Raw genomic sequence first — 16,904 nt, forward strand, 5'->3', positions numbered from 1 at the left:
CTCAGGCGAAGGCGACGAGGTCGAGCGGGGCGTCCACACCCTGCACCTGCCGGCGGTCGAGGCGGGTCAGGCTGGCGGCAGCGGGCGGGCGAAACCCCTGCGCCTGCGCCATGTCGAGGCTGGCCTGGGTGGTCAGGCCAAGGGTCTGCTCGACCTTGTTGTGCTTCTCCAGCTTGGCGGCGAGGTTCACCGGATCGCCGATCACGGTGTATTCAAGCCGGTGCTCGTCGCCGAGCGCGGTGAAGACGACGGTCCCGGCGGTCGCCGCGCCGTTGACGCGCAGGCCGATCGGACCGAAACGCGTCTCCATCTCCCGCGCCCACTCCCGGGACAGAGCGAGGATTTCGCAGAGGGCCGCGAGGGCCTCGGCCGCGGCTGTCCGCGACGGCCTCGTCGCGCCGAAGGTCGCCAAGAGGCCGTCGCCGAGATATTTGTCGACGATGCCGCCATGGCGCTCGATCACCGGCACGATGCGGGCATGCAGGCCGACCAGCACCTCGACAACCTGCCGCGGGTCGTGCCGGGCCATGAAGCCGGTGAAGCCGCGAATGTCGAGGATGACGATGGCGGCCTCGCGCTCCTCGGCGTCGCCGGCCACCACCGATTCCGGCGAGGTGACGATGGCGCGCTCCACATCGGCCGGCAGGAAGCGGCGGATCTCCTCGCGCTCGATATGCTCCAGCGTCGCCGCCGCCAGAAGCCGCTTGGCCCGCACGAGGGCGAGCGCCAGGACCGTGGTCAGGACGAGGATCGCGACGATCTTGTCGATCTCGGCGCCGACCAGAATGCCGTCGCCGTGGATATAGGCGACGAAGCTGCGGGTGATGGCGTCGGTGCCCTCGGCGTCGATGGCATAGAGCGTCAGGCCGACCCAGCCGAGCGCCGCGGCCGCGCCGGTGGCCAGAACCCAGGCCGGATCGAAGCGGAAGGCGCGAATGGCGATGAAGACGAAGACATACATCACCGTCGGCGCCTTCAGGGAGAAGCTGGCGCCCTGGCCGTACTGGACATGGAAATACCAGACGAGACCGTAGAGCAGCGCGATGTCGACCAGGACCGACAGGCCGAGAAACCAGGCCGGCAGGCGGATCCGGTAGGACAGGAACAGGCGCAGGGCGGTGAAGCAGAGATAGACCGCGAGGCTGATCGGCACCGGATGCTGCATCTCGCTGTCCACCGGACGCGGCGAGACCAGATAGAGCGCGGTGATGAACAGGCCGATGCCGAGCTGGACCCAACCGATCAACCGTTCGCTGCGGATTTCGAAGCGATCTACGACCTCGCGCACGCGCTCGGGAATGGCGCGACTGGATTCGCGCCGGGCGAAGGGCGCCAGCAGCTTGTTTCGGTTGCTCACGTCGGTTTCGCCCGGTAACTGGCCCTCATGAACGCTCCGTCCCCGGCTGTGGTCATTGCGGTCGATCCGTCGCGGCGGTAGACGGGCGCGGTTTCCCCGGGGACACGCGCGCTTGCGTCAGGGCCGGAAAATGGCCAGTGTGTCCCGGTCGAGCAGGGTCGGAGCGGCAGGAGTATCTGATGAAAGCCCGGCCTCCGCGCGTTCTCATCTACAGTCACGACACCTACGGTCTCGGCCATCTGCGCCGCTGCCGGGTGATCGCGCAGGCCCTTGTGGCGCACCGGCCCGACATCTCGATCCTCATCGTAGCAGGCTCGCCCGTCGTCGGCTCGTTCAGTTTTCCGCCACAGGTGGATTTCATCCGCGTGCCCGGCGTCGTCAAGCTCGGCGCCGACACCTACGCGCCGTCCAATCCGGGCCTGTCGCTGGAGGATCTGACCGAGATCCGCAGCGCGATCATCCGCTCGACCGCCGAAATCTTCGATCCCGACATCTTCATCGTCGACAAGGAGCCGCTCGGCATGCGCGGCGAGGTCGAGGCGACGCTGCATCACCTCAAGACCACCGGCGCCCGGCTGGTGCTGGGGCTGCGCGACATCATGGACGAGCCGTCGCGGCTGATCGAGGAATGGACCCGCAAGGAGGCCTTCGGCGCGGTCGAGAATTATTACGACGACATCTGGATCTACGGGCTGCCGGAAATCTGCGATCCTCTGGCCGATATCGGCGTTTCGGACGCGGTGCGGCGCAAGGCGACCTTCACGGGTTATCTGCAGCGCGCGGACGAGCCCTCGGGCGCGCTGCCGGATCGCATCCGGATCGGCGAGCGACCCTATGTGCTGGTCACCACCGGCGGCGGCGGCGATGGCGCCCAGCTGGTGGACTGGGTGCTGCGGGCCTACGAGACCGATCCGTCGATCGGCGTGCGGGCCAAGATCGTTCTCGGCCCCTTCATGGAGACCGGCTACCAGACGGATTTCCAGCGCCGCGCGGCCCGGCTCGACAGCGTCGACCTGATCACCTTCGCCGCCAGCATCGAGCCGTTGATCGAGCGTGCTGCCGGCATGGTCGCGATGGGCGGCTACAACACGTTCTGCGAGATCCTCTCCTTCGACAAGCCGGCCGTGGTCGTGCCGCGCCGCCAGCCCCGGCTGGAGCAGTATATCCGCGCCTCCCAGGCCCAGGAGCTCGGCCTGATCGCCATGCTGCTGGACGACGAGATCGACAATCCCGGCGCCATGGCCGATGCCATCCGCGCGCTGCCGGGTCAGGCGCGACCGCGTTCGGTGGCGGTGGACGGCATTCTCGATGGCCTCAAGACGATCTGCGAGCTGGCCGACGGCTACATCGCGGCCGGGCGCCATTCGGGCAGCGCCAGCCGCAACGCCGCCGGCGACGAAAAATGGGCGCCCGCCCGGACCCTGCCCAAGACCGGCACTGCATGAACATCGCGTTCTACGCGCCGATGAAATCTCCCGACGATCCGCGGCCATCCGGCGACCGCACCGTGGCGCGTGGCCTCATCGACGCCCTGCGGCTGGCCGGCCACGGGGTCCTGGTGCCGTCGCGCTTTCGCAGCCACGACCGCGGCGATCCGGCGCGGCAGGCGCGGCTGCAGGCGATCGGCGGCCGGCTGGCCGAGCGGCTGCTGCGGCAGGGCAGGGTGGCGAAGCCCCGGATCGACCTCTGGTTCACCTACCATCTCTACCACAAGGCGCCGGACTGGCTGGGACCGCGCGTCGCCACGGCGCTCGGCATTCCCTATGTCGTCGCCGAAGCCTCGGTCGCCGGCAAGCAGCGCGGCGGGCGCTGGGCGCAGGGGTTCGACGCCAGCCTCGCGGCCCTGTCGCGCGCCGACCTCGTCATCGGCCTCAACCCGGCGGACAAGGCAGGCGTCATGCCCTGGCTCGGGGATGAAACGGCCTATCGGGCGCTGCCGCCCTTCGTCGATACCCAACCCTGGCGGGCGGCTGCCGCGCGGCGCACCGACACCCGCGCGGCCCTGGCCGCACGCCATGGCCTGTCGCCGGAGCGGCCCTGGCTGATCGCCGCGGCGATGATGCGCGAGGACCAGAAGCTCACCTCCTACCGCCTGCTGGCGGAGGCTCTGGGCCGGCTCGACGGCGCGGCCTTTGACGGCCTCATCGTCGGTGCCGGTCCGGCCGAGCCGCAGGTGCGCGCCGCCTTCGCCGGCCTGTCCTGCCGGGTGGCGTTCCATGGTGCCGCGGCGCCCCATGAGATGCCCGACCTTTTCGCCGCGGCCGATCTCACGGTCTGGCCGGCGATCAAGGAATCCTGGAGCATGGCGCTGCTCGAGGCGCAGGCGGCGGGGCTTCCGGCGGTGGCCGGTAACAGCGGCGGCGTCTCCGGCATTGTCGAGGACAACGTCACCGGACTGCTCACGCCGGAGGGCGATGCGGAGGCCTTCGCCGCGGCGGTGGGCCGGATGCTCGATCCGGAGCTGCGAACCCGCATGGGCATAGCGGCGTCCAGACGGGCGGAGCGGCACCATTCGCTGGCGGCGGCCTCTGCGGCGCTCGACGCGGCGCTGTCCGACACGCTTGGGCGGCCCACACCAACAGGAAAGGCGAAGACGGCCTGATGCGCGTTCTCTTTCATGTCCAGCATCTGCTGGGCGTCGGCCATCTGCGGCGCGGCGAACTCCTCACCAATGCCATGGCCCGGCGCGGCATGGAGGTGACGGTGGCGCTCGGCGGCATGCCGGTCGCGGAAATGCCCTTCGCCAATGCCGAGGTGGTGCAGTTGCCGCCGACCCATATCGACGGCGCCAACTTCAAGACGCTCTACGATGCCGAGGGCCAGCCGATCACCGACGCCTGGCGTGCGGCCCGGCGCGACGCACTGCTGGCGCTCTATGAGAAGGTCCGGCCGGACGTCGTGCTCCTGGAGATGTTCCCCTTCGGGCGCTGGCGCTTCAATTTCGAGCTGGTGCCGCTCCTGGAGCGGGCCTCGCGCGACAAGCCGCGGGTCAAATGCGTGACCTCGGTGCGGGACATCCTGGTGGAGACCAAGCATGCCGAGCGGGCCGCCAGGGGCGCCGCGCTGGCGCGCGAGCATCTCGACGCCGTGCTCGTCCATTCCGATCCGTCGCTCTTCACCTTCGCCGAGACCTATCCCCATGCCGGCGAGATCGACGATCTCATCCGCTATACCGGCTATGTCACCGAGCCGGCCGAGCGCGGCGCAGCGCCGGGCAATGGCGAGGTAATCGTGTCGGCCGGCGGCGGCGCGGCCGCCGGCGCTTTGATGCGCACGGTCATGGCCGCGCGGCCGCATACGCCGCTTGCCGATCGTGTCTGGCGCTTCCTGACCGGGCCGCGCATGGCCGAGGACGAATTCCAGGCGCTGGCGGCGCTGGCCGACGAGACGACCATCGTGAAGCGCTTCGAGACCAACTTCCAGGAGCGGCTCGACGGCTGCGCCCTGTCGATCTCGCAGGCCGGCTACAACACGGTAATGAACCTCCTGCGCGCCGAAGCGCGGGCCGTCGTCGTGCCCTATGACGAGGGCGAGGAGACCGAGCAATGGTTCCGCTCCGAGCGCATGGGGAAGATGGGGCTCCTGTCGGTGGTGCCGACCTCGCGCCTGTCGGCGAAGACCATGGCAGCGGCGGTGACCGAGGCCTGGCAGCGCGAGGCGGGGACGCGCCCCACGATCGATCTGGAGGGCGCGGCCAACGCCGCGGCGACGATCGCCGCCATGGCAGGCGGTGCGAACAAGTGAGCCGCGGCGGGCAATGGATCGCAAAATCTGCATGACTTGCCGCGCGGTTCCGTGCTGCAATCGCAACGCCCGTGCGCGAAGGACGATGCCGCGGAGCCGAAGAGGTGGAATGAGCGGATGCCAGGGGGAAGCGGTGCCTCGGTGCTGGACCGGCCGATAGACACGCCGGACCGGCCCGCATCGGTCGCCGCGCGGCCATTGCTTGCGATCGAGAACCTGTCCGTCGAGTTCCAGTCGATGGCCGGGACGGTGAAGGCCGTCAGCGGCCTGTCGCTCAGCGTCGGAGCAGGCCGCACCGTGGCGCTGGTCGGGGAATCGGGCTCCGGCAAGACGGTGACGTCCCAGGCCATTCTCGGCCTTCTGCCGAAGAGCGCGGTGATCACCGGCGGCAGCATTCATTTCGACGATCCGTTGCGGGGCCCGGTCGACCTCGCCGCCCTGTCGCCGCGCAGCCCGCGCTTCCGGGCGGTGCGCGGGCAGTCGATCTCGATCGTCTTCCAGGAGCCGATGACCTCCTTTTCGCCGCTGCACACGCTCGGCGACCAGATCGGCGAGGTGCTGGAGGTGCACGGTCGCGCCTCCGGCGCCGAAGCGCGCGAGCGGACCATCGAGACCTTGCGGCTGGTCAGGTTTCCCGAGCCCGAGCGGGCGCTGAAATCCTATCCGTTCGAACTGTCGGGCGGGCTGCGCCAGCGGGCGATGATCGCCATGGCGCTGATCTGCAAGCCGGCGCTGCTGATCGCCGACGAGCCGACGACGGCCCTCGACGTGACGCTGCAGGCGCAGATCATCAAGCTGCTGCGCGAGATGCAGGGCGAACTCGGCATGGCCGTCCTGCTGATCACCCACGATCTCGGCGTCGTCGCCAACCTGGCCGAGGACGTCGTGGTGATGCACCACGGCAAGGTGGTGGAGTCCGGATCGTCCGGGACGATCTTCGCCAATCCGCAGCACCCTTACCTGATCTCGCTGATGAAGGCGGTGCCCGATCTCGATCAAGCGGAATCGCCCCGGCTGAAGCCGATCCGCGAGATCAAGGTCGATGCCGGCGCGCTGATGCGGCGCGAGCCATCGGGCGCTGTCGGCGCGCCGTTGCTGGAACTGAAGGGGGTCGCCAAGAGCTTTTCCCGGCGCGGCGACCGGCGGCTGTTTTCCAGCGCGCCGGCGCCCAGCATCCATGCGCTGAAAGACGTCTCGCTGACCATCCGCCGCGGCGAGTGCCTCGGGCTTGTCGGCGAATCCGGCTCCGGCAAGACGACGCTCGCCCGCGCAATCATGCAGGCGGTGCAGGTCGACAGGGGCGCCATGCTGTTCGACACGCCCGACGGGCCTCTCGACCTGGTCACGGCCGACCGCAGCCAGCTCTTTGCCGTCCGCAACCGGCTGCAATATGTCTTCCAGGACCCGTTCTCGTCCCTCGATCCGCGCATGACGGTCGGGGCGATCCTCGCCGAACCGTTCGAGATCCACGCGGTCTGCGACCGGGCGGAGCGCCGCGTGCGCATCGAGCGGCTGCTGGCCGCGGTCGGGCTGGAGCCGCAGCATGCCGGCCGCTATCCGCACAGCTTTTCCGGTGGCCAGCGCCAGCGGATCGGCATTGCCCGCGCCCTCGCGCTGGAGCCGGAATTCCTGATCTGCGACGAGCCGGTGGCCGCGCTCGACGTGTCGGTGCAGGCGCAGATCCTCAATCTGCTCAAGGATCTGCAGCGCCTGTGCGGTCTGACCTATCTGTTCATCTCGCACAATCTGGCGGTGGTGAACTATGTCGCCGACCGCATCGCGGTGATGTGCGACGGCGAGATCGTGGAACTGGCGCCGCGCGCGGCGTTCTTCGAGGACGCTTTGCATCCCTATACGCAGATGCTGATGCAGGCGGTGCCGCACGCCGATCCGCAGCGGCCGCTGGATTTTGCCCATCTGCCGCCGGTGGGCGAGATCGGCCAGCGCAACTGGCCGGCGCCGTTCACGGCCGAGCCCGGCGTCGCCCGGCCGCTGCTGGAGGCCCGGCCCGGACATTTCGTGCGGGCCGCCAATCTCGACTTCCTCGCCAAACGGCCAGCGCCATCGCCGGCGACGGAGCGGCGCTGACATGGCGGCAGCGGACGAACTCGACGAGAGCATCTTCCGCTATGTCTGGCGCCATTCGCGGCCCCAGCAGATCTGGCTGTTCGCCGTCCTCCTGGTCTCGCTGCCATTCCTGTATCTGACGCTCGACCTGCCGAAGCGGATCGTCAACGGGCCGATCCAGGGCGACTGGGCGCCGGGCCAGACCGAGACGCTGTTCGCGGTCTCGCTGCCGCTGCCGGGCTTTCTGGGTGGCGGCGAACTGGCGCTGTTCGACGGCGTCGAACTGGATCGGCTCGGCGTGCTCCTGTGGCTGAGCCTGACCTTCCTGTTCTTCGTGATCGTCAACGGGCTCTTCAAATTCTATCTGTCGAACTACAAGGGCCGGCTCGGCGAGCAGCTTCTGCGGCGGCTGCGGTTCCAGCTCGTCGACCTGGTGCTGCGGTTCCCGACCGCCCGCTTCAAGCAGGTGCGCGGCCCCGAGATCTCGTCGATGATCAAGGACGAGACCGAGCCGGTGGGCGGCTTCGGCGGCAGTGCCTTCGCCGACCCGGCCCTGCTGCTCAGCCAGGCCGGCACCGGTCTCTTCTTCATCTTCCTGCAGAATGTCTGGCTCGGCGCGGTGGCCGGCGGCGTCGTGCTCCTGCAGCTCATCCTGATCCCGCAGATGCGCCGGCGGCTGGTCAGGCTCGCCCGGGCCCGGCAGATCACCGCTCGGCTCCTGTCGGGCCGGATCGGCGAGATCGTCGAGAGCATTCCCTCGATCCGCACCAACGACACCTCCAACTGGGAGCGCGCCGAGCTCGGCAGCCGGCTCGGCCGCATCCTGTCGATCCGCTACGACTTCTTCCGCTGGAAGTTCTTCGTCAATTTCATCAACAACCTGCTGGCCCAGATCACCCCCTTCATCTTCTATCTGGCCGGCGGCTATCTGGTGATCGCCGGGCGGCTCGACATCGGCCAGCTCGTGGCGGTCATCGCCGCCTACAAGGAGCTGCCTGGGCCGCTGAAGGAGCTCATCGCCTGGGACCAGTTCCGGGTCGATGTGCAGTCGAAATACGCCCAGATCCGCGAGCAGTTCGTGATGGGCAACCTGATCTCCCCCGATGTCCAGAAGCTGTCCTACGAGACGCCGCCGCGGATCGAGCGGGAGATCGCCATTTCGGGCCTGCGCATTGCCGACGATTCCGGCAACGATCTCCTCGAGCCGACCAGCCTGCGGCTGGGGCCGGGCGAAGCGATCGCCGCGTCGGGGCCGATCGGCGGCGGGGCGGAGTATCTGGCCGAGGCCCTGGTGCGGCTGTCCGAGGCCGCGTCGGGGCGCATCAGCATCGACGGACACGCGCTGGACGGGCTGCCCGACGCCTTTGTCGGGCGCCGCATCGCCTATGCCACTTCGGGGCTGTATTTCCCGCAAATGTCGATCCGCGACGCGCTGGTCTACGGCCTGCGCCACGCGCCGCTGGTCCCGGCGGGCGGGGACCGCGCCGCCAGCGAGGCACGCCGGCTCGAAGCGCGGGCGTCGGGCAACAGCGACCTCGACGTCGATGGCGACTGGATCGACTACGAGGCGGCGGGCATCGCCGGGCCGCACGAACTGCACGGCCGCCTTGCGCAGGTGCTGGACGTCGCCGATTTCCGCATCGACATCGCCCGGCTCGGGCTGCGCAATCGGGTGCCAGCGGACCTGCCCGAGGAGACCTGCGCGCATGTCCTGAAGGCGCGCGGGCGCTTCCGCGAGCGGCTCGCGGAAGGCGGCGACGAGGTCTATTTCGAATCCTTCGATCCCGCGCGCTATTCCGACTATGCGACGGTCCTGGAGAACATCGTCTTCGGCATCGCGTTGCCGGAAGCTGCCGAGGAGATGCCGCTGGCCGCCCGGCCGCAGATGGTCGCCGTGCTGGAAGAGGCGGGGCTCGACGACCTCTTGCACGCGATGGGCCGGCAGATCGCCGAGACGGTGATCGAGATCTTCGGCGACCTGGCGCCGGACAGTCCGCTGATGGACAATGTCGACCTGATGACGCCGGAAGAGGTCGACGGCTACAAGGCGGCGCTGCGGCGCGCCTCGTCCGACGGCAGCGCCAGCGAGCGCCGCCGCGACCGGCGCGCCTTCCAGGAGCTGGCCTTCGGCTATATCGAGCCCCGCCATCGGCTCGGACTGCTCGACGACGACATCAAGGCCGCGGTCCTGTCGGCCCGTGCGCGGCTTCTGGAGCGCATGGACCCCGAGCTTGCGCAGGCGGTGTCGATGCATGTGCCGGGGGCGATCAACCCGGCCGCCAGCTTCCAGGACAACATCCTCTTCGGCCGCGTCGTCGACCGCTACGCCGAAGCCTCGGCGCGCATCAACGAGGTGCTGGTGGCGACCCTGCGCGAGACCGGCCTGTCGCAGACAGTGTTCGAGATCGGACTGGACTTCGACGTGGGCAGCGGCGCCAAGCGACTGTCGTCGGGCCAGCAGCAGAAGCTCGCCCTGGCTCGGGCGCTGCTCAAGCGCGCCGATCTCCTGGTTCTCAACCGGCCGCTGTCGTCACTTGACGGGGAGAGCCAGCGGGAGACTATTGTGCGTGTCCTCGCATCCCGTGCGGCACTCGGCATCGAACGGCAGACGATCTTCTGGGTCCTGAGCCACGCCGAACATGCGGAGCTCTTCGACCGGAGACTGGAATTCAAGGACGGGCGCATGATCACGAACGCGACGGGGGCCGAAACGCGTCCGCACGGGTCGGATGCGGCGCGCGACGACACCGAAGTGGCCGGATGACCGAGAGGACGACGTGACACTGCTGAAATCTGAAATGGACCTGCTTCGTTCGGTCCCGATCTTTGCCGGCATGGAACCCAGCCGGCTGAAGCTCATCGCCTTCACCTCGGATTCGATCGCCTATCGCCAGGGGCAGGTCATGTGCCGGCAGGGCGAGCGCGGCGATTCCGCCTATGTCATCGTCGCCGGCACAGCCGATGTCTCGATCGAGACGGAAGACGGCGACTTCGTGGTGGCGACGCTCGGACCCGGCGACGTGGTCGGCGAGATCGCCATCCTGTGCGACACGCCGCGCACCGCGACCGTCACGGCGAAGAGCGACGTCTCGGCTCTGCGGGTGCGCAAGGAGTGCTTCCTGCAATTGCTGCGACAGTTCCCGGAGATCGCCGCCGAGGTGATGCGCGGACTGGCTGAGCGCCTGACCCACATGAACCAGGAACTGGTGGCGGCGCGCAACCGGGCCGCCATCGCTCCGGACACCGCAGATTGAGCCGGTTCGAGCTCACCATCTGGGGCGCACGCGGCAGCATACCGGCCCCGGCGGCGGCCAATACCCGCTACGGCAGCGACACCAGCTGCGTCGAAGTGCGCTGCGGTGACCGTGTGCTGGTCTTCGACGCGGGCACCGGCATCGTGGGCTGCGGGCGCAAGCTCTACGAGGAGCAGGTCGGCGAGATCGACATCCTGCTCACCCATTGCCATTTCGACCACATCATCGGCCTGCCCTTCGTGATCCCGCTCTACAAGAACCACGCGGCGGTGCGCATTCATGCCGGCCATTTCCTCGACGACACGACCTGTCGGGACATGGTCGAGCGGTTCATGCGGCCGCCCTATTTCCCGGTGACGCCGAAGCAGTTCGCCGCCCATATCGACTATCGCGACTTCCGCCCGCCCGCCGTCCTCGACCTTGGTGACGGCATCGTCGTGCGCACGGTCCGGCTCAACCATCCGAACGGGGCGGTCGGCTACCGGGTCGACTTCGAGGGCCGCTCGATCTGCTACATCACCGATACCGAGCACGAGCCGGGCACGCGCGACGAGGCCGTCGCCGCCTTCGTCGCCGGGGCCGAGGTGATGATCTACGATTCCACCTACAGCGACGAGGACATGGCGAAGTACCGCGGCTTCGGCCATTCCACCTGGCAGGAGGGGGTGCGCCTGTGCCAGGCCGGCGGCATCGACAGGCTGGTCATCTTCCACCACGACGTCCTGCGGACCGATGCTTCGCTGGCAAAGCTGGCAGATGAGGCGCAGGCGCGTTTCGCCGGCGCGCGCATCGGCGCGACCGGCCTGACGCTGGCGATCGGCGACGACGGAACGGTAACGGAAAGTCACGACGATGGGTCTGGCCAAGCAGGTTGACGACTGGCTGCTGAAGCAGTCGCTGGGCAAGCGCGACATCCAGACGATCTTTCGCGATCTCTGTCTGCGGCTCACCGGCATCGGCGTGCCCATCGCGCGGGCGCGGCTGAACTGGCCGACCCTGCATCCGCTGTTTCGCGCCGAAATGGTCAAGTGGCATCGCGACGAGGATGTCGGGATCGAGCATTTCCACCATCAGGACGCCAATACCGACGCGTGGCAGCGCAGTCCGCTGCGCTACATGGTGGAGGCCGACATTCCAGTGCTGCGGCGGCGCCTTTCGGGCCCCGGCAAGCTTCTGGACTTCGCCATTCTGGAGGAACTCGCGGCGGCCGGCTACACCGACTACATCGCCCTGAAGACCGAATTCTCGCAACCGGGCGCCTACAGCGAGCTGCAGGCGCGGGGCGTCATCGTGATCTGGGCCAGCGACCGGGCCAGCGGCTTCACCGACGAGGATCTCGACATCCTGCAGGAAATCCAGCTCACCTTCGCGCTGGTCTGCAAGACGATCATCCAGTCCCAGATCATGACCAACATCGTCGAGACCTATCTGGGCCGAAAGGCCGGTCGCAGCGTGCTCGACGGCAACATCCGGCTCGGCGACGGCGCCACGACGAAAGCGCTGGTCTGGTATTCGGATTTGCGCGATTCCACGCGGCTGACCGGCACGCTCGACAGCGATTCCTTCCTGAAGCTCCTGAACGACTATTTCGAATGCGCGACCCGGCCGGCGATCGAGGCAGGCGGCGAGGTGCTGGCCTTCATCGGCGACGCTGTGCTGGTGATCTTTCCGCTCGGCGACGGGCCGATCGACGGGCCGGGCATCACGGCCGAGGTGCAGCAGGCGGTCGCTCAATCCTTCGCCCTGCGCGACGCGACCAACGCGGCGCGCCGCGAGCGTGGCCTCGATCTCATCGAGTTCGGCGTCGGCCTGAATGTCGGCAGCGTCGTCTTCGGCAATATCGGCGTGCCCGAGCGGCTGGCCTTCACGGTGATCGGCTCGACGGTGACCGAGGTCGAGCGCATCGAGAAGCTGACCAAGACGGTCGAGACCAACGTTCTGGCCAGCGCCGAAGTCGCGGCCCTGTCGCCGGAGGACTGGGTCTCGGTCGGCGCTCATGCGCTGAACGGGGTGGAGCGCCGCATGGAGCTGTTCACGCCGCGCCGGAACGCTGCCGCAGCCGCTGACGCGCCGGTGCGCGCAGTCTCCTGAGCCCTGTCGGAGCCGCGTTGGGTGCGCTGGCGGTCAATGGTGGTGGTGCGGATCGACGGCGTCGCGCAGCCCGTCGCCGACGAAGCTGAAGGCCAGCACCGTCAGGATGACCGGCACCATCGGCAGGAGAAGCCAAGGATAGAGCGCCACCGCCTCGATGTTCTGGGCTTCCGACAAGAGGACGCCCCAGCTGGTGATCGGCGGCCTGAGACCGAGACCGAGGAAGGACAAAGCCGTCTCCGCCAGGATCATCGTCGGGATCGACAGCGACGCCGAGGCGATGAGGTGGCTCATGAAGTTTGGCAGCAGATGGCGGAAGATGATCCGGCGCGGACGGGCGCCGAGCATTTCGGCCGCGACGACGAAATCCTCCTCGCGCAGGGCAAAGAGCTTGGAGCGCACGGCGCGGGCAAGGCCCGGCCAGTCGAGGAGGGCGAGGATCAGCGTGATGCCGAAATAGATCAGCAGCGGGCTCCAGGTGACCGGCAGGGCGGCCGACAAAGCCAGCCATAGCGGCAGTTCGGGCAGCGAGCGCAGGATCTCGGTCACCCGCTGCACGACGGAATCGATCCAGCCGCCGAAATAGCCGGCGAGGCCGCCGATGGTGATGCCGAGGATGAAGCTGAGGGTCACCCCGACAAGACCGACGGTGAGCGAGATGCGAGCGCCGCTGAGAATGCGCGAGAGCATGTCGCGACCGAGCCGGTCGGTGCCCAGAAGGAACAGGCTGCCGCCCTCGGGCGGGCAGACCAGATGCCGGTCGCCGGAGACCAGCCCCCAGAATTCGTAAGGGTCGCCCTGACAGAAGAAGCGCAGCGGCAGCGGCCGGCTGGTGTCGGGCGTGTATTCGCGCTGCAGGGTGTCGAGGTCGAGATTGAAATCGAGCGGATAGACGAAGGGGCCGACGAAGCTGCCTTCATGGAACAGATGCACGGCCTGCGGCGGGGCGAAGATGAAGTCGGTGTGCCGGCTCTGCATGTCGTAGGGCGCCAGGAACTCGACCACGAGGATCGAGAGATAGCTGACGACGAGGAACGCCAGCGACACCACCGCCACGCGGTGGCGCAGGAAGCGCCACCAGATAAGCCGCGTCTGGGAGGCCTCCATATAGGCCAGCGACACGGTCGAGCCGGCCGCGACGGTGGCTTCGGAATCGAAGGGCTCGCGCGAGACGAAATGCGGCGTCTCGCTCATCGGATGGTGGTCTTTCCAAGCCGGATGCGCGGGTCGAGAATGGCCAGCAGCACGTCGGAGACGAACATGCCGACCACCGTCAAAAGGGCCAGGAACATCAGGAAGGAGCCGGCGAGGAACATGTCCTGACTGCGCAGCGAGGACAGGAGCATTGGCCCGGTGGTGGGCAGCGACATGACCGCCGAGATGATCACCGAACCGGAGACGATCTGCGGCAAGAGGCTGCCGAGGTCGGCAATGAATGGATTGAGCGCCATCCGCAGCGGGTATTTCAGCAGCACCCGGTGTTCCGGCAGGCCCTTGGCGCGGGCGGTGACGACATATTGCCGGTTCAGCTCGTCCAGGAGATTGGCGCGCAGGCGGCGGATCATGCCCGCGGTGCCGGCCGTGCCGATGACCAGCACCGGCACCCACAGATGCGACAGCACCGAGGCGGCCTTCTCCAGCGACCAAGGCGCGTCGATGAAACGGGGATCCATCAGCCCGCCGATCGAGGTGCCAAACCAGACATTGGCGAGATAGAGCAGGATCAGCGCCAGCAGAAAGTTCGGCGTGGCGAGGCCGAGAAAGCCGAGGAAGCTCAGGCCATGGTCGCCCCAGCTGTATTGGTGGGTGGCGGAATAGATGCCGATCGGGAAGGCGACCAGATAGACGAAGATGACCGTCGCCACGTTGAGCAGCAGCGTCAGCGGCATGCGCTCCCCGACGATGTCGGCGACGGGCTGGTTGTACTCGAAGGAATAGCCGAGATCGCCCTGCATCAGCCCGGTCACCCAGACGAGATACTGCTCCCACAAGGGCTTGTCCAAGCCGTATTGCTCGCGCAGGAAGGCGATCTTATCGACGGTGACGTTCTCGCCCTGGGCGCGGATCTCGGCGATGTAGCTGGTCAGGTAGTCGCCCGGCGGCAGCTGGATGATGACGAAGACCAGCACGCTGATCGCCAGCAGCGTCCAGGCCATGGTGACGAGGCGGCCGGCGAGATAGCGGATCATCCGTGTTTTCCTGCCAGGGCGGACGCGCCGCAATCGAACCAGAACCCGTCCGGATGGTAGATGCCGAAATAGGCGCCGGGCTCGTAATTGTAGACGCCGCGCTCGGGCACGTTGTTGAGCGTGTCCGCCACGGCGACGATCTGGTCGACGCCGGCAACGATGCCGATCGTATAGACCTGATCGGCGGAAATCCGCAGCATCCGGCCCCAGATGTCGGCGCGCTCGGCGTCGTCGTCGGTTCGCATCCAGCGCTTGCGCAGCTCGGCGAGTTCGCGCAGCGGCGCCAGCGCCTCGCTGCCGCCGATCGCCTCGCCGCCTTCGCCGCCGGTCTCGGTCTGCATGCCGAAGGACGGCCATTGCAGCTGCTCGGCCGTCGAGGGGGCGAGCTCGGCCGGGTCGGTGGCAGGGGTCGGCACGCCATTGTCGAGACCGGTCCAGACCGACATCAGCGTCGAGCCCGCCTTGATGCGGTTGCGGAAGACCTCGCGCTGGGATTCGCGGATCAGGAGATCGATGCCGAGCCGGCGCCAGTCGTCGTGGATCAGCTGCAGGACGTCGCTCTGCTCGCGGCTTTCGCCGGCGGTCTCGACGACGATGCGCATCTGGCGCCCGTCGGGCAACAGGCGCAGGCCGCCCCGGCTCTCGCGTTCCAGCCCGAGTTCGTCGAGCAGAGCATTGGCCGTGTCCGGGTCGTAGCCGGCCCACATCGTCGGCAGCTCCGGGTCGAACAGGGTCGAGCGGGGCAGGACGGTGTTTCCGCCGGGCACGGCAAGGCCGTAGAAGATCGCCTTGTTGATGTCGTCGCGGTTGATCGCCAGGGACAGCGCCCGCCGGAAATTGGCGTCCTGGACCAGCCGGCGCCAGGCCGGGTCCTTGACGTTGAGATTGGGGTAGAGCGTGACGTGGGAACCGCGGCCGGATTCCCATCGGCGAACCTCGAAGCCGCCGCGCGCCTCGGCCCGCTTCAGGAAGGGGTAATTGGGAAAGCTGAGATAGGCGGCCTGCAGATCGGCCTCGCCATTGGCCACCTTGGCCGGGATCAGGTCGGCATTGGCGATCGTCAGGGCGACGGTGTCGATATAGGGCAGCTGGCGCCCCTGCGCATCGACGCGGTGGAAATAGGGGTTGCGGGTGAACATCAGTCGTTCGGAGGGCGGCTCGGTGACCAGCTTCCACGGCTGCAGCGTCGGCAGGTCCGGATTGTCGTTGCGGTGGCCGCGGTCCATCTTGAAATGCAGCGCCGCCCAGTTGCGCTGGCCTTCCGCCTCGACCCGCGCCGCCAGTTCGTCCGGGTCGGCATAGGCCTCGTGGAACTGCTTGAGGTAATGGGCCGGGCGGTAGAGCTCGAAGGGCAGGGCGGCGGCCTGGGTCGCCAGGAAGTTCGGGTTCGGCTTGGCCCATTCGTAGCGAATTTCGTAGGGCCCCGGGAAGGTGACGCGGGGTGGCTTGCCCTCCACCAGCAATTCGCCGGGAATGCCGAACCGCGCGATCTGCGGGTTCTGCGCCATGTCCTCCCAGAAATAGCGGAAATCCTCGGCGGTGAACGGCGCGCCATCGGACCATTTCATGCCGGGCCGCAGGTGGAAGGTGAAGATGCGCCCCTCCTCGACCTCGAAACGCTCGGCGATGTCGGGCACGAAGGCGTAGTCCTGGTCATAGCCGACGAGGCGGGCATAGCCGAAGACCGACAGGGTGCGGGTGTCCTTGGCGCTGCCGCCGATCATCCGCAGCGTGCCGCCGAGCCGGTCGGCCGGGCAGGCGGCATCGACGGGCATGACCAGCGGGCGCTCGGGCAGGCGCTCAGACACCGGAGGCAGGTCCCCGGCGGTTACCGCCGCCTGCAGCGCGGCGGGCTCGCCGAAGGAGGCGCCGGATGTGTCCGCGACGGCCTGTGCGGCCAGAGCCGGCGCCCAGAGGATCGCGGTCCAGAGGAGGGCCATGCCGGCGAGCGCTCCCTGCCGAATTGCTCGCTGCTGCCGTGTGGATCGATGCATGGACGGGCCCTTGTCTGCCGCGTCAGTAAGCTGTGCGCCCGCCGGCTTGTCAAACCGCTGGCGGCGGGAAAGCGTGGGCATCTCACTGCGCCCCCACGACATTGCGGGGATGCGGCGACCCGGCCCGGCCTCTCGCGGGTTGCGAGCCGCCGGCCATGTGACTAGATGGCCGGCATCCGGCCCGCCTTCCGGCGGGGAACGGGCACCT

The 16,904-nt window shown here is 68.2% G+C and carries 12 protein-coding genes; 8 read left to right on the plus strand and 4 right to left on the minus strand.

Annotation, left to right across the window (positions count from 1 at the left end; genetic code table 11):
* Nucleotide 1 precedes the first annotated feature (1 nt).
* Complete coding sequence (locus N7I30_RS08595) at nucleotides 2-1,357, minus strand: adenylate/guanylate cyclase domain-containing protein (protein WP_498638116.1); 1,356 nt, start codon at nucleotides 1,355-1,357, stop codon at nucleotides 2-4.
* A 179-nt stretch (nucleotides 1,358-1,536) separates the two neighbouring features.
* Here N7I30_RS08595 and N7I30_RS08600 point away from each other — a divergent pair, with 179 nt between their 5' ends.
* The 8 genes from N7I30_RS08600 to N7I30_RS08635 all read left to right on the plus strand — a co-directional run bounded on the left by N7I30_RS08600 (nucleotide 1,537) and on the right by N7I30_RS08635 (nucleotide 12,513).
* The gene (locus N7I30_RS08600) at nucleotides 1,537-2,802 is read left to right on the plus strand and encodes a glycosyltransferase family protein (RefSeq protein ID WP_230788031.1); all 1,266 of its coding nucleotides are present in this window, start codon (nucleotides 1,537-1,539) and stop codon (nucleotides 2,800-2,802) included.
* Nucleotides 2,799-3,959, plus strand: a complete 1,161-nt coding sequence (locus N7I30_RS08605; protein ID WP_498638118.1) for a glycosyltransferase family 4 protein — start codon at nucleotides 2,799-2,801, stop codon at nucleotides 3,957-3,959. The genes N7I30_RS08600 and N7I30_RS08605 overlap by 4 nt, the downstream gene beginning before the upstream one ends.
* Entirely contained in the window at nucleotides 3,959-5,101 is a 1,143-nt protein-coding gene (locus N7I30_RS08610; protein WP_498638120.1) for a glycosyltransferase family protein, read from the plus strand. Before N7I30_RS08605 ends, N7I30_RS08610 begins: the two co-directional genes overlap by 1 nt.
* 237 nt (nucleotides 5,102-5,338) lie before the next feature.
* On the plus strand, nucleotides 5,339-7,189 hold the full coding sequence (locus N7I30_RS08615) for an ABC transporter ATP-binding protein (protein WP_498638481.1): 1,851 nt from the start codon (nucleotides 5,339-5,341) through the stop codon (nucleotides 7,187-7,189).
* 1 nt (nucleotide 7,190) lies between these two features.
* Nucleotides 7,191-9,932 (plus strand): ABC transporter transmembrane domain-containing protein, encoded by a 2,742-nt coding sequence (locus N7I30_RS08620; protein ID WP_498638122.1) that lies wholly within the window; start codon nucleotides 7,191-7,193, stop codon nucleotides 9,930-9,932.
* A gap of 13 nt (nucleotides 9,933-9,945) precedes the next feature.
* A complete protein-coding gene (locus N7I30_RS08625; protein ID WP_498638124.1) occupies nucleotides 9,946-10,422 on the plus strand; it encodes a cyclic nucleotide-binding domain-containing protein in 477 nt (158 codons plus the stop codon).
* Nucleotides 10,419-11,297: an MBL fold metallo-hydrolase gene (locus tag N7I30_RS08630; protein ID WP_498638126.1), complete on the plus strand. Its 879-nt coding sequence runs from the start codon at nucleotides 10,419-10,421 to the stop codon at nucleotides 11,295-11,297. Before N7I30_RS08625 ends, N7I30_RS08630 begins: the two co-directional genes overlap by 4 nt.
* Nucleotides 11,275-12,513: an adenylate/guanylate cyclase domain-containing protein gene (locus tag N7I30_RS08635; protein ID WP_498638127.1), complete on the plus strand. Its 1,239-nt coding sequence runs from the start codon at nucleotides 11,275-11,277 to the stop codon at nucleotides 12,511-12,513. The genes N7I30_RS08630 and N7I30_RS08635 overlap by 23 nt, the downstream gene beginning before the upstream one ends.
* Before the next feature lie 33 nt (nucleotides 12,514-12,546).
* Here N7I30_RS08635 and N7I30_RS08640 read toward each other — a convergent pair whose 3' ends face one another.
* From N7I30_RS08640 to N7I30_RS08650, 3 genes are read right to left on the minus strand one after another with little or no spacing between them, the layout of a single operon-like run.
* Nucleotides 12,547-13,707 carry an ABC transporter permease gene (locus tag N7I30_RS08640; RefSeq protein WP_498638129.1) on the minus strand — a complete coding sequence of 387 codons (1,161 nt, stop codon included), beginning with the start codon at nucleotides 13,705-13,707 and terminating at the stop codon, nucleotides 12,547-12,549.
* Entirely contained in the window at nucleotides 13,704-14,702 is a 999-nt protein-coding gene (locus tag N7I30_RS08645; RefSeq protein ID WP_491373476.1) for an ABC transporter permease, read from the minus strand. Before N7I30_RS08645 ends, N7I30_RS08640 begins: the two co-directional genes overlap by 4 nt.
* Nucleotides 14,699-16,642 (minus strand): ABC transporter substrate-binding protein, encoded by a 1,944-nt coding sequence (locus N7I30_RS08650; RefSeq protein WP_498638132.1) that lies wholly within the window; start codon nucleotides 16,640-16,642, stop codon nucleotides 14,699-14,701. The genes N7I30_RS08645 and N7I30_RS08650 overlap by 4 nt, the downstream gene beginning before the upstream one ends.
* Nucleotides 16,643-16,904: the final 262 nt, after the last annotated feature.

Origin of the sequence: Aurantimonas litoralis, from assembly GCF_026153195.1 — a bacterium.
Taxonomy (GTDB): domain Bacteria; phylum Pseudomonadota; class Alphaproteobacteria; order Rhizobiales; family Rhizobiaceae; genus Aurantimonas; species Aurantimonas coralicida.

Coding starts and splice junctions, on each gene's coding strand:
- N7I30_RS08600 (WP_230788031.1), top strand. CDS start 1,537: ATGAAAGCCCGGCCTCCGCGCGTTCTCATCTACAGTCACGACACCTAC.
- N7I30_RS08605 (WP_498638118.1), top strand. CDS start 2,799: ATGAACATCGCGTTCTACGCGCCGATGAAATCTCCCGACGATCCGCGG.
- N7I30_RS08610 (WP_498638120.1), top strand. CDS start 3,959: ATGCGCGTTCTCTTTCATGTCCAGCATCTGCTGGGCGTCGGCCATCTG.
- N7I30_RS08615 (WP_498638481.1), top strand. CDS start 5,339: ATGGCCGGGACGGTGAAGGCCGTCAGCGGCCTGTCGCTCAGCGTCGGA.
- N7I30_RS08620 (WP_498638122.1), top strand. CDS start 7,191: ATGGCGGCAGCGGACGAACTCGACGAGAGCATCTTCCGCTATGTCTGG.
- N7I30_RS08635 (WP_498638127.1), top strand. CDS start 11,275: ATGGGTCTGGCCAAGCAGGTTGACGACTGGCTGCTGAAGCAGTCGCTG.
- N7I30_RS08640 (WP_498638129.1), bottom strand. CDS start 13,707: ATGAGCGAGACGCCGCATTTCGTCTCGCGCGAGCCCTTCGATTCCGAA.
- N7I30_RS08645 (WP_491373476.1), bottom strand. CDS start 14,702: ATGATCCGCTATCTCGCCGGCCGCCTCGTCACCATGGCCTGGACGCTG.
- N7I30_RS08650 (WP_498638132.1), bottom strand. CDS start 16,642: ATGGCCCTCCTCTGGACCGCGATCCTCTGGGCGCCGGCTCTGGCCGCA.